Here is a 13532-nt window from a genome sequence, read left to right as displayed (position 1 = left end):
GGATATGAATTATTTAATGATTAATACAGGGCAAGTGGAGTGACTAGTTACATAGCTACTTACGCTACCCATGAACAAGCCTTTCAATGGACCAAGGCCACGGCTACCCATTACGATAAGATCAGCATTGTATTTTTTAGCTACTGCCAACAATGCAGGACCAGGGGAGCCAACTTCGAATACGCTTTTAACTTTTACGCCTGTAGGAATTTCTTTCACTACATCGTTAAGAATTTCTTTACCAGTTTCTTCCATATCTTCCGCAATTTGTTCAGATACGTAGCCACCGGAAATTGGTGTTTGATCGAAATTGGAAATAGCAGACACAATATTTGCAACGTGAACAATAATCAATTCAGCATGGTTGCGGTCCGCTACAGCGAGAGCATGTTCCAACGCACGTTTAGCATTTTCAGAACCATCAGTAGGTACGACAATAGTTTTGTAGGTAACCATAATAACCCCTCCTATTTCTAATCCCTCAAAGGGGATATGATCAAAGATCGTTTAGCCTATATTATTATATTCTAGACCATCAAGGAAAACTCCTCTTTTTCTAGAGGATTTCTTTTATTATAGCACAAATTATACAGAATTATACAAATAAAAGAATATTATGTGTATATTATAATACTTGCGAAGATGGGTTCGTATTCAATGTAGTAGTCAACTTGAATCCATCGAGCACATCGATAAACTCTGGTGTACTAAGGCTTGTGCCTGCTGGGCCAATCATACGAGCCACAGCTACATTTCCTTCATTACCTAAGATAATAGTAGCTGCGAAGGATACCGGTGCCGCTGCAGATGTATCAGCTGTATTAGGATTCTTCATATGACCTGCCAAGTAGAACATAACATTACCATCGATGATATGCGTTTCGTATCGAGTGATGGTTGCCTTATTCACCTCAACCAATTGTTTAAGATAGTAATCACCTAGCATTTGTTTGCCCATCATCGTAGGCATGCCTGTGCTAACTGCTTGTACTGGAATTGTAAAAGATTCAATATCAAGGCGTACATTATGCTTAGTGAAAGCAATTTTCCCCTTTTCATTAAGACGGGTAAATCCTTTTGGATAATTAAATTTGATGCCTTCAGCTATGCTAATATCACTAGTGCCAGAGATAAATTGTTTAACACCTTTAATCGTACTAGAACCAGTTTTATTTAATAATTCAAAGGACGGAATCGTATGTTCCATCAAGCCTTGTTCCATAAACTCCCCTTGAATAGGAGCATAAGTACTAGCTAAATTATAGCGATGTGTTGGGTCCTTATCCATGATGAATTCCGCTTCAAATACGGATTGAACAGGCTCTGTAGAGGTCATTTCAGCATACGATTTTGGTGTCGTCTTATCCCAACGCGCTGATATAGCACCTTTTTTGTTAAAGAAGCCACCAACGATATCATTATTTTCAAAGGCATTACTATGTTGACGCCAAATGCTCAAGTATTCTTCATCAGACATGCCCTTGATTGGCACGCCATACCAAGTCGTATTCCATTCCTTTTGAGACACCCCATCTTGTGGTGTATTATTGCGCTTTGTAAAAGACACTGTATAGGAATCATCTTGTGTAGGACCTGCTAAATTGAAAGAATAGCCTTGAATATGCTCACTTTCACTGCGCACATCCATATCCAGTTTAACACCATCTGCTACACGCCAAGGAAGCGTAAAGGTATAGCCATTTTTATAATCCTTAACCACTGTATTCATCGTAGTAGCATAGGACTTATATTGTTCTGGCAAGATAGATGCAGAGTCTTTTTGTGAATCTACAATAGCTATTGGTGTGCTAGGTGTACCCTGCAAACCTTCCGCCATAATAGAGGTCGTGCCCATAGCCATTACAGCTAATGTAGCAGCAATAAAACGTAACTTCATAAGACCTCCTATAACATATTCTCCAAGAACGCTTTCGTTCTATCGTTCTGTGGATTATTGAAAATTTGCTCTGGTGTGCCTTCCTCTTGGATGACACCGTCGGCCATGAAGATGACACGGTCAGATACTTCACGAGCAAAGTTCATTTCATGAGTTACGATAATCATCGTCATGTGATCATCGGCCAATTGTTTAATAGTCTTTAGAACCTCACCTGTTAACTCTGGGTCAAGAGCAGATGTTGGTTCATCAAAGAGCATAATTTCTGGATTCATCGCCAATGCACGAGCGATGGCCACACGTTGTTGTTGGCCCCCAGATAAACGGGATGGATACATATTGCGCTTTTCCCATAGGCCAACTTTATTGAGTAATCGCTCTGCAATCGGTAAAATCTCATCATCTTTCATGCCTTTTACCATACGCGGTGCGATCATAATATTATCGAGCACTGTCATATGAGGGAATAAATTGAAAGATTGGAACACCATGCCCATGCGTAATAGCAAGTCATGTTGTGTTTCTTGGCTTGCATAGTTTACAGTGCCATTAGCATCAGTGCTAGCAAGAACAGTGCCATCTACAGTAATAGAACCACCGTCGATAGTCTCTAATTGACCTAAACAGCGCAAGAATGTAGATTTACCAGACCCAGAAGGACCGATAATAGAAACGATTTCCCCTCTATTCATTTTGAGCGATACATCGCGCAATACAGTTTGATTGTTAAAGCGTTTTTCAATACGCTCCATATTTACAAATGTCATAAGTACCTCTTAAATCGTCGCATCCTTTTATCTAAACATACTAATCATTGAGTATTAGTCCGCTATATGAACAATAATTGGATGTAAAATACGACAAGCAACTACAGAATAGATTAATCTTCGTATACAGCAAATCTTCTTTCTAAGTAGTTGAAGATATTTGTCAAAATAAAGGTAAAGATCAAGTAGAACAAAGCTGCCACCAAGAAGGCAGAGATGTCAAAGTCACGTTGTACGATAGATTTTGTAATACGCAAGATATCGTTCATAGCCAATACGTATACGAGAGAAGTATCTTTCAACAAGTTAATTGTCTCATTCGCAAGTGGCGGTAATACGCGTTTAAACATTTGTGGCAAGATGATCTTACGCATCGTTTGGGCATAGGTAAAACCAAGAACCTTTGCCCCTTCGTACTGACCACGAGAGATGGATTGAATACCACCGCGGAAAATTTCACATAAATACGCTGCGTAGTTTAATACGAATGTAAGCACCGCTGCTGTAGCATCATCCATTTGAACAGCGCCATCTGTAATGATAGGTAATGCATAATAGACGAATAAAATTTGTAGCATTAGTGGTGTGCCGCGCATCAAATATACGAAAGCTTCAACAATTTTGTCGAGCACTGTAAATTTAGATAAACGTACCAAAGCAAGTAGAATACCGCCAGGAATGGATAGGATCCATACAATACAGAATAGCGATACGGTTACCTTCAAACCATCAGCGATGGTTGGGATAATCTGCAATAAATAATCTAACATGGAATACTCCTTCAAAACACGACTAGAGAAGAGGCATCTGGCCTCTTCTCTAGTGTACATTTCGTTCTTTAATTATCTGTTGTACAAACTGACCATAGTACTATTAGTATATCACGAATTGTACTATTTAGCATCGCTCTTATCTAGGTCTGCGCTAGAGCCCAACCATTTTTCAACGATTTTATCAGCAGTACCATCTTTTTTCATTTCAGCTAAGATACCATTGATTTTATCACGCAATGCAGTGTCATCTTTACGGAAGCCAACAGCGAAGTTATCAACACCGTAATCAGTACCTTCTACGATTTTGTATTTACCAGGTTCTTTTGTCATGAGGTAACGAGCGATAACACCATCTGCGATAACTGCATCAACACGTCCAATACCAAGATCCATGAAAGCACTTACAAAATCAGCATAAGATTTAGTTTCTTTTACAGTTTTACCGCTTGGATCGTTTTGCAATGCAGATTCACCAGTACTTGCTTGTTGAACGCCTACTACTTTACCTGCAAGATCGGCTTTAGATTTAATGGATTCATCATCATTACGAACAACGATGTATTGTTTATCCTTCATGTATGTGTTGGAGAACAAAATATTTTTCTCACGTTCAGGAGAAACTGTTAAGCCATTCCATAAAGCGTCAATTTTTTTAGATTTCAACTCAGCTTCTTTACTAGACCAGTCGATAGCTTTGAATTCCACATCCATGCCAGCGCGTTTAGCTGCTTCTTTAGCCATATCGATATCAAGACCTACGATTTCGCCTTTATCATCTTTAAAGCCCATTGGAGGGAAGCTATCATCTAAGCCGATAACGATTTTTTTAGGTAATTCTTTATTAGCCGTTTTAGTATCACTACCACAACCCGTTACAAATACCATCATAGATACTGCTGCAAGGCCAACGGCCATCATTTTTTTCCAATTCATAACTATCCTCCACGGTGTATTACACCTTTAACTACTTGCTAATATATGCTGTACAGAACTCATGTCTGTACCCGATGATTGTATTATACTTTAGTTCATTAAAGTTGTAAATAGCTAATTTGATGAATTTTAGGATTTTTTAGTTCTCTCATGGATCATACAGGATTATAGTACTAAATCCTTTGTATATACGTATACATTATGTATCTGAATGTTTATGAATCGCTTCAATCATGGCCATTTTGTCTTTATACCCTACCTGTGCGAGATCTAATGGTATTACATAAATCCCACCATGACCATTCATGGCCTGCAACTCACGCCAACCTTCGGTAAACCCAATAATATGCTTGTAATCTACAAAGACAAAATATTCATCGCCATGAAAAAGGCTGTGAAAGTATTCTTTCACAGAAAAAGGCCTTCGCTTTAACACGAGGCCCTTTTCACAGATAAATGCTTGACTTTCACCTAATCTATGAAGGGTCCACAATATTACGAGTAACAACAGGTAATACCATATACGCACAGACCAATCGGAGGGCATATATTTTACAATTAAGGCGCAAACCAATAGACCGATGATACGACCGGCCCACTGAATTCCACGATGTATTTCTAAGCTCTGTTGTACGGTACCTGATGAAAAGCGTTCCATCGCCTCTTGTTTCGTCATGGCTTACCTCACAAATTGAAAGTCTACTATATGATTTTATTTACGGCACAAGCCCATAGCTTGCTCTACTTTACGATACATTTGACTTGCTTTAGCATGAGCTTTAGCAGCACCTTCATCGAGAATAACATCGAGTTCAGGGCTTGTAATCAACTCATTGTAACGTTGTTGAATTGGCTCAAGAGTTGCCACCAATAGGTCTGCGATATCGGATTTGAAGACGCCATAACCTTTACCAGCATACATTTCTTCGATAGCTTCATAGCTGTCTTTTGTGATAGCACGGTAAATACCCATCAAGTTAGAAATGCCAGGTTTGTTTTCTTTATCATAACGCACCGCGTTATCAGAGTCAGTTTGAGCGCGTTTCAATTTTTTCACGATCAAGTCTGGTGCATCCAAAAGACGAATTGTAGCATTTTGGTTATCATCAGATTTACTCATTTTCTTAGTTGGCTCTTGTAAGCTCATAACGCGAGCACCACCTTCGCCTACCTTGATATCAGGTACTACGAAAGTTTCGCCAAATCTACGGTTAAAACGCTCTGCCAAATTACGAGTCAACTCAAGATGTTGTTTTTGGTCCTCACCTACTGGAACATAGTTAGTACCATATAGCAAAATATCTGCCGCCATCAATGGTGGATACGTAAGCAACGCTGTAGGAATAGAGTCACCTTGCTTTTGAGACTTATCTTTGTACTGTGTCATACGCTCTAATTCGCCAACATAGCTGATAGATTGCATAACCCAACCAAGTTTAACATGCTCAGGCACTTCGGATTGCACAAATAATGTTACCTTTTTAGGATCGAGGCCAACAGCGAGGTATAACGCAGCCAAATTACGAGTATTTTGGAATAACTCTTTTGGATCTTGCGGTACAGTGATCGCATGTTGGTTAACGATGCAATAATAACATTCATCAGTATCTTGATACTCTAAGAAATTACGTAAAGCCCCCAAATAGTTGCCAAGTGTTAATTCCCCACTTGGTTGGATGCCGGAAAATATAACTGCCATAATAGTCTCCCTATATTGAAATAAACCAACAGTGCCGAAGCACTGTTGGTTATATATATTATTCTACGGTTACAGATTTAGCCAAGTTACGTGGTTTATCTACATCTGCGCCGCGTGTAATCGCTGCGTAGTACGCCAATAATTGCAATGGTACAACCGCAAGGATTGGAGCGATGAATTTATTTGCACGAGGCACATAGATTGTATGGTCTACGTGTTTAGATAATTCTTCGTCACCTTTCATGCCAATACCGATTACAACAGCTTCACGAGCTTTTACTTCACGGATGTTGCTGATCATCTTATCGTACACATCTTCTTGTGTAGCCAATGCGATAACAGGTACGCCTTCTTCGATAAGAGCCAATGTACCATGTTTCAACTCGCCACCAGCATATGCTTCAGCATGGATGTAAGAAATTTCTTTCAATTTCAAAGCACCTTCCATCGCTACTGCGTAGTCGATAGCACGCCCCAAGAAGAACGCATCAGATTTGAAGCCATAATGTTTTGCAAAGGCTTTCATATCTTCGTCTACTTCAAAGATTTCATGAATCAATGTAGGCAAGTTTTTAACACCGCAAAGTATTTCTTCGCCTAAAGCCGGATCCATTTTACCGTTCAATTGGCCAAGGTATACAGCGAACAACAAGCCTGCTACTAATTGAGTAGTATACGCTTTTGTGGACGCTACAGAGATTTCAGGACCTGCCCATGTGTACACGGTGTTATCTGCTTCACGGGAAATACTGGAGCCTACTACGTTTGTAATTGCCAAGGATTTAGCGCCAAGACGTTTAGCCTCTTTCAAAGCAGCTAATGTATCAGATGTTTCACCGGATTGACTGATAACGATACATAATGTTTTATCATCTGTCAACGGATTGCTATAACGGTACTCAGATGCAATTTCCACACTTACAGGAATGCGCGCCAAGTTTTCAATATATTGTTTTGTTACAAGACCTGCATGGTATGCTGTACCACATGCAACGATGAGGATTTTATTGAAAGCTGCTACATCATCAGCTGTCCAGTTCAATTCCTCAAAGTGTACAGTTTTACCATCTTCGGAGATGTGTGTACCAAATGTATCGCGAACTGCTTTAGGTTGGTCATGAATTTCTTTCAACATAAAGTGTTCATAACCACCTTTTTCAGCAGCCTCTGCATTCCAGCTTACGTGGAATACTTCTTTATCGATAGCATTACCTTCACGGTCAAATACGGATACATTATCACGGGTTACGATAGCTAATTCACCATCGCTCAAGATGTATGTATCACGTGTGTAGTTAATGATTGCTGGAATATCGGATGCTACAAAGTTTTCACCTTTACCAAGACCGATAACCAATGGATTTTCTTTTTTAGTACAAATGATTTTGTCTGGCTCATCAGCACAGATGATTTCAAGAGCATACGCACCGTCAACACGAGCGAGCATGCGGCGTACAGTACTTACGAAATCGCCATCGTACATATCCTCTAATAAATGAGCTACTACTTCTGTATCAGTTTCAGATTTGAAATGGTACCCTTTTTCGATGAGCTCTTCTTTTAAAGGCATGTAGTTTTCGATGATACCGTTGTGAACAACAGCAAATTTACCATCTTCAGATGCATGAGGATGGGCGTTCATATCGGATGGACGACCATGAGTAGCCCAACGTGTATGACCAATACCTACAGTCCCTTCATTAGGATCTGCTTTTACAATCGCCTCAAGATTAGCTAGACGGCCAACCTTTTTTTGAATTTTGATTGCATTTTCAGCACCAATAATAGCGATGCCTGCAGAGTCATAACCACGGTATTCTAATTTCGCCATACCGTCCAATAAGAAATCAGATGCTTGATTAAAGCCAATGTATCCTACGATACCGCACATAAGTATATCCTCCTATAACTGGGGGCATTCTAGCCCCAGCCAACAACTAAGGCTAATTAATGTTCTAGATTAATGTTCTAGATTAATGTTCTAGATTAATATTTCAATTATGTATTAATTATTACTTTAATACAATTCATTCAGATACACTTTGTCTCCATTGTTACCAATGGGCTTTTTAGTATCTGTTACGACATGAATGTGCCGGAAGAGCATCCGCTGATTATTCGATCACTCTTCACCTCGTCTACCCTAACGACTGCCTTCGCGGGTACTTGCGCTATTCGCTCTTACGAATTGTGAAACTCCTTTCTATAAGATACGGCAGATCTTTAAAGTATACATCGTATACCAATCTATATTATACGTGATAAGTAATGGTGAAAGCAAGATATCCTCATCGACATATCTAAACATCACGGTTAATATTTGTTTATAAATCCCATGTATCATTCATACTATTTTCACAGATAATTACTATACTTCTTACAATCTTAATTTTACACAATTCGATTTTATCGCGCAATAAATATTTGGAGGTTATTATATATGACACATTCACGTAATTATAAAACTTTAAGACGTTTCATCGTTCCAGCTTTAGCGGGCGGCGCCCTCGCAGCACTAGCCTTTGCCCCTACATTTGGGGCAGAACCAGTACAGTCTAATGTTCCACCACAAAACATATCTGCCCCTAAGGCTGATGCACCTAACGCTAATATGCCTAAAAATGATGTACCTAGACCAGATGATGTAAAGACAGGAGAAATTAACGAACCAACGCCTCATAAGGAAGCTAATCCTAGTACTTTCACAGGTACATCTGTTATTAGTGAAAGCAAAACATTCGAACACCAACGATTTGATAATACTACAAGCGACCAAAATTCTTTCATCGGCAAAAACAAAGCGACAATCACCATTAATAGTAGTGTATTTGATAAAACAGGCAACACCACTAATGATGACAACAGTAATTTCCACGGACAAAACGCAGTAGTGCTCGGCATCGAAGGCAGCCAAACAAGCATTAAGGATAGTAACATCACCTCTAATAGCATTGGATCTAATGCAGTATTTGCCACTGGTGAAGTCTCTGTGATCAACGTAGAAAATACTAACATCCACACAAAAGGCGACTCTTCTCGTGGTCTAGATGCAACCTATAAAGGCACTGTAAACGGTAAAAACCTAACTATCACTACCGAAGGTGCTCACTCCGCAACCCTTGCTACAGACCGTGGTGAAGGCACTATTACTGCAGAAGCAGCTAAGCTTACAACCTCTGGCACAGGCAGTCCTGTTATCTACTCCACTGGCAATATTACAACTAACAATGTGAACGGCGTGGCCAACAAGAGTGAAATTGGTGTTGTAGAAGGTAAAAACTCTATTACCCTTACGAACTCTAATGTAACAGGCTACCACGATAATGGCTTTATGCTATACCAAAGCTTCTCTGGTGATGCTGAAAGCGGTATCGCTCGTTTAAAAGCGGAAAATAACACACTCACAACTCATGGTACAGGTGCATTTATCTATGTAAACAACACCACTGCCGAAGCAGACCTTACAGGCAACACAATCTTAATGCCAAATACTACGACACTGGTGAAAGCAGCGGCAGACTCCCGTTGGGGTAAAGACGGTGAAAATGGTGGACACATCACACTCCGCGCATCCAACCAAGAACTTAGCGGTAACATCGTAGCCGACTCCATCAGCACTGTCGCACTAGATATGACAAACGGTTCTAGCCTTGTGGGATCTATCAATACCGACAATACAGCTAAAGAAGTTACACTGAAACTCAGCAAAGACTCCACATGGACACTTACTGGTGATAGCTATGTAAAATCTTTAACTAACGAAGACACAACAGGCAGTAACATTCACTTGAATGGATATAAACTAGTTGTAGCTGATAAATAATGGCAAAAGCACTACTCTGAATTATTACAATTCAAAGTAGTGCTTTTTCAGTTCATTTCTCGCTATATCGCTATAATAACATAAATTACATCCTATATATGTACCTATAGTAACAGCAACACAGTTCTTAACTATATATAAGATGAATTGCATCATCTCGTCTATCCTCCCCCTCATATGCGAAATAACTCTTAATGAGTAGAAATGGTATAATGCAGAAATATTTGCGCCATAGTGACGGTTCCATTCGGTAACCATCCTAAATAAATATAAAATAAATACCCTCCTATATATGTTCCTGCAGCGACTTTACGTAGGACGGAGCAAAGGGACATATATAGGAGGGTATACCTTTAATATGAAATTGTAGAATGGAATCAAACGGAGTAGTATCAAACTACTCATTAAGAGTTATTCGGCCACCCCTTGTTCTCTGCCAATAATATCAGCAATTTCTTGACATAAGGATTGTAGTTCTTCTTGGTTAGGACCTTCTGCCATTACGCGAATGAGTGGTTCTGTACCAGATGCACGAACTAGAACGCGGCCTTCATCACCAAGTTCACCTTCAGCTGTTACGATAGCAGCTTTGATAATATCATTGTCTTCCCAACCTGTTTTTGTAGCAACACGAACGTTGATAAGAACTTGAGGATACTTAGTCATAATGCCAGCCAACTCAGAAAGTGGTTGATTTTTTTCTTTCATAAGAGCCGCCACTTGAACAGCTGTTAACATACCATCACCAGTTGTATTGTGATCCAAGAAGATTACATGACCAGATTGCTCACCGCCAACGGAGAGATTGTGTTCACGCATATACTCCAACACATAACGGTCACCAACAGCAGTAGAAACTGTTTTCATTCCTAGTTCTTCTGCCGCTTTATGGAACCCAATATTACTCATAACAGTACCAACTACAGTATCATCTTTGAGTTTACCTTCTTCTTTCAATTTAAGAGCACACAATAGCATGATTTGGTCACCATCGAGAACTTGACCTTTTTCGTCTACCAATAAGCAACGGTCCGCATCACCATCGTTAGCGATACCAAGGTCTGCATTGTGTTGTTGTACAGCCACTTGTAAGCCTTCGATATGTGTAGAACCACAGTGATCATTGATATTCAAGCCATCTGGATTTACATTGATGTTGATTACTTTAGCGCCAAGACCAGATAAAATTTCAGGACCTACGCTAGATGCAGCACCGTTCGCACCATCATATACGATAGTCAAACCTTCAAGGGATGTATCAACTGTGTGGCGAACAAAGTGAGCGTAGAAATGAGCTAAATTGCTATTGTACTCAATAGTACCAATACCATCACCTGTAGGACGTGGCAATTCATTATCTGCACTTTGACGAACATATTGTTCTAATTGATCTTCTACTTCATCTGGCAATTTATAGCCATTGCCATCAAAGAATTTAATACCATTATCTGGATATGGATTGTGAGATGCAGAAATAACAGCACCTGCATCAAAGCCTTGTTGACGTACAAGGTAAGCTACTGCTGGAGTCGGAATAACACCGGCGATGACAACATTACCACCAACAGAACAAATACCGGATGCTAACGCACTTTCAAGCATGGATCCAGAAATACGCGTATCACGACCAATCAAGAATGTAGGATGGTCTTTTTCTTTACCAAAATATGTAGCCGCTGCACGGCCTAAATGATAGGCTAATTCAGGTGTTAAAAATTCATTAACAACACCACGTACACCATCTGTACCAAATAAACGAGCCATAATTATCCTCCTCTAGGGATTGTGAAAATCACAAGTCCTTATATATTCACTGTTGTGTATTATATCACAATATATACACCACACATATATACTATACAGATATACTATTTTACAGTACCAAAATGAACCTATACTGTAGTTTACTTTATAATACATTCTACTACTAACTAGTTAGGTTTTGCATATTTTGCCATGCATATAATGGCAGTTTCTGCCCCATCAAGGGCTGCGCTCATAATGCCGCCAGCATAGCCTGCACCTTCCCCCATAGGATAAAATCCACCTATAGTTGGAGAAATACGTTCTTCAGTACGCCCCATGCGAAGCGGTGCAGAGGTGCGTGTTTCAACACCAGTCATGCATACCGCAGGATCATCAAACCCATGAATACGTCGTCCCCAATACGGCAATGCTCGTTCCAACACGGACGTTACGAATGGTGGCAAGCAATCATGTAAATCGCAATTTACTACACCTGGTTCATAGCTATATGTGCTATCTTGTACACCTGTTGCTTGTGAAAGCCCCAAAAACTGACCTACGGTCTGAGCTGGTGCATAGAAGTTAGAGCCACCTAATTCATAAGCTTTACGCTCCCATTCACGTTGGAATGCTACACCATCCAGAGGATGATTACCAAAGTCATCAGGTCCTACATTAACTACGATAGCACTGTTCGCAACACCGCTATCACGAGCATATAAACTCATGCCATTAACAACAACGCCCCCATTTTCGGACGCTGATGCTACAACTTGACCACCTGGGCACATACAGAAGCTATACGCTGTACGGCCTGTTTCTTTATCGTGGTATACAAGAGAATATTCTGCGGCCCCAAGGCCCAAGCTAGATGGTTCTACACCATATTGAGACTCGTCAATGATAGCCTGATCATGTTCAATACGAACACCAATAGCAAATGGTTTTGCCATCATTTCTACATTGCGTTTATGTAACATTTCGTACGTATCGCGTGCACTATGACCTACGCCAGAAAGGACAACCGTCGTATCAATGCGTTCGTTACCGTTAACTTCAACACCTACGATATGGTCATTTTCAATAAATAAATCGGTAATCTTAGCGCCAAAGCGAACTTCACCACCCCATTCGATGATGCGTTCACGCATAGCTTTTACCATGGTACGCAACTTATCTGTACCTACATGAGGTTTATGTTTATACAAGATTTCTTCTGGAGCGCCGAACTCTACAAAATATTTGGAGATTTCATGCAATCTTGGATGTGTAACGCGGGTTGTCAATTTACCATCAGAGAAGGTACCTGCACCACCCTCGCCAAATTGTACGTTAGATTCAGGCTTGAATACGCCCTCCTTCCAAAACGTTTCTACATCTTGGCTACGAGTATCAACATCTTGACCTCGTTCAAGAACGATTGGACGATACCCTTCACGAGCTAAATAAAAGGCAGCTAGCATCCCAGCCGGACCAAAGCCCATCACTACAGGACGATGTGCTAAAGGCACAATACCATAAATAATAGGTTCTGGATCCTCTGGAGTAAATACAGATACATCCTTTTGTTTACCTAGTTTCTTCATGATTTGAGCTTCCTTATGAACCTCAACAAACAAGGTATATACAAATACAATATTAGGTTTTTTACGAGCATCTACAGCACGTCGCACAACGTGAATTGTTTCAATGGCGCCCCGCAATTGGGGATATTTCTTTTCTACAATATCCTTTATATCCGACTTGACCGTAACAGCCACGCGGAGATTTATTATTCTAATCATATGTTACCTATTAAAACTATCCTTTCAGAATAGACTAGATCTATATTATTTGACTTAAATTCTTTATAACTGACCTATTAGAAAATGGTCATACACATTTATTATACAAC

General features: G+C 40.0%; 11 protein-coding genes. 1 reads left to right on the top strand and 10 read right to left on the bottom strand.

What is annotated here, in order from left to right:
- Positions 1-9: 9 nt before the first annotated feature.
- The 8 genes from QZ334_RS04085 to glmS all read right to left on the bottom strand — a co-directional run bounded on the left by QZ334_RS04085 (position 10) and on the right by glmS (position 7960).
- Complete coding sequence (locus QZ334_RS04085; RefSeq protein ID WP_060923852.1) at positions 10-456, bottom strand: universal stress protein; 447 nt, start codon at positions 454-456, stop codon at positions 10-12.
- Positions 457-625: 169 nt separating this feature from the next.
- Complete coding sequence (locus QZ334_RS04080) at positions 626-1897, bottom strand: hypothetical protein (protein WP_295232172.1); 1272 nt, start codon at positions 1895-1897, stop codon at positions 626-628.
- An 8-nt stretch (positions 1898-1905) separates the two neighbouring features.
- Positions 1906-2664, bottom strand: coding sequence for an amino acid ABC transporter ATP-binding protein (locus tag QZ334_RS04075; RefSeq protein WP_024066348.1), 759 nt, complete (start codon positions 2662-2664; stop codon positions 1906-1908).
- Positions 2665-2777: 113 nt separating this feature from the next.
- Entirely contained in the window at positions 2778-3434 is a 657-nt protein-coding gene (locus tag QZ334_RS04070; RefSeq protein ID WP_005387763.1) for an amino acid ABC transporter permease, read from the bottom strand.
- A gap of 123 nt (positions 3435-3557) precedes the next feature.
- Positions 3558-4370: an amino acid ABC transporter substrate-binding protein gene (locus QZ334_RS04065; protein ID WP_295232169.1), complete on the bottom strand. Its 813-nt coding sequence runs from the start codon at positions 4368-4370 to the stop codon at positions 3558-3560.
- Between the two features lie 199 nt (positions 4371-4569).
- Positions 4570-5046: a hypothetical protein gene (locus QZ334_RS04060; RefSeq protein ID WP_295232166.1), complete on the bottom strand. Its 477-nt coding sequence runs from the start codon at positions 5044-5046 to the stop codon at positions 4570-4572.
- A gap of 36 nt (positions 5047-5082) precedes the next feature.
- A complete protein-coding gene (gene trpS, locus QZ334_RS04055) occupies positions 5083-6069 on the bottom strand; it encodes a tryptophan--tRNA ligase (protein WP_060923857.1) in 987 nt (328 codons plus the stop codon).
- Between the two features lie 58 nt (positions 6070-6127).
- Complete coding sequence (gene glmS / locus QZ334_RS04050) at positions 6128-7960, bottom strand: glutamine--fructose-6-phosphate transaminase (isomerizing) (protein WP_295232162.1); 1833 nt, start codon at positions 7958-7960, stop codon at positions 6128-6130.
- A 549-nt stretch (positions 7961-8509) separates the two neighbouring features.
- On the opposite strand from glmS, the gene QZ334_RS04045 reads away from it, so the two are divergent.
- Entirely contained in the window at positions 8510-9892 is a 1383-nt protein-coding gene (locus QZ334_RS04045) for a hypothetical protein (RefSeq protein WP_295232159.1), read from the top strand.
- A gap of 411 nt (positions 9893-10303) precedes the next feature.
- Here QZ334_RS04045 and glmM read toward each other — a convergent pair whose 3' ends face one another.
- Complete coding sequence (gene glmM, locus QZ334_RS04040) at positions 10304-11656, bottom strand: phosphoglucosamine mutase (RefSeq protein ID WP_295232157.1); 1353 nt, start codon at positions 11654-11656, stop codon at positions 10304-10306.
- A 167-nt stretch (positions 11657-11823) separates the two neighbouring features.
- Positions 11824-13422, bottom strand: coding sequence for an NAD(P)/FAD-dependent oxidoreductase (locus QZ334_RS04035; protein WP_295232154.1), 1599 nt, complete (start codon positions 13420-13422; stop codon positions 11824-11826).
- Positions 13423-13532 lie beyond the last annotated feature (110 nt).

This window comes from Veillonella sp., assembly GCF_019414865.1.
GTDB lineage: Bacteria > Bacillota > Negativicutes > Veillonellales > Veillonellaceae > Veillonella.
This window is presented reverse-complemented; position numbering and strand designations above follow the sequence as displayed.

Coding starts and splice junctions, on each gene's coding strand:
- QZ334_RS04085 (WP_060923852.1), bottom strand. CDS start 456: ATGGTTACCTACAAAACTATTGTCGTACCTACTGATGGTTCTGAAAAT.
- QZ334_RS04080 (WP_295232172.1), bottom strand. CDS start 1,897: ATGAAGTTACGTTTTATTGCTGCTACATTAGCTGTAATGGCTATGGGC.
- QZ334_RS04075 (WP_024066348.1), bottom strand. CDS start 2,664: ATGACATTTGTAAATATGGAGCGTATTGAAAAACGCTTTAACAATCAA.
- QZ334_RS04070 (WP_005387763.1), bottom strand. CDS start 3,434: ATGTTAGATTATTTATTGCAGATTATCCCAACCATCGCTGATGGTTTG.
- QZ334_RS04065 (WP_295232169.1), bottom strand. CDS start 4,370: ATGAATTGGAAAAAAATGATGGCCGTTGGCCTTGCAGCAGTATCTATG.
- QZ334_RS04060 (WP_295232166.1), bottom strand. CDS start 5,046: ATGACGAAACAAGAGGCGATGGAACGCTTTTCATCAGGTACCGTACAA.
- trpS (WP_060923857.1), bottom strand. CDS start 6,069: ATGGCAGTTATATTTTCCGGCATCCAACCAAGTGGGGAATTAACACTT.
- glmS (WP_295232162.1), bottom strand. CDS start 7,960: ATGTGCGGTATCGTAGGATACATTGGCTTTAATCAAGCATCTGATTTC.
- QZ334_RS04045 (WP_295232159.1), top strand. CDS start 8,510: ATGACACATTCACGTAATTATAAAACTTTAAGACGTTTCATCGTTCCA.
- glmM (WP_295232157.1), bottom strand. CDS start 11,656: ATGGCTCGTTTATTTGGTACAGATGGTGTACGTGGTGTTGTTAATGAA.
- QZ334_RS04035 (WP_295232154.1), bottom strand. CDS start 13,422: ATGATTAGAATAATAAATCTCCGCGTGGCTGTTACGGTCAAGTCGGAT.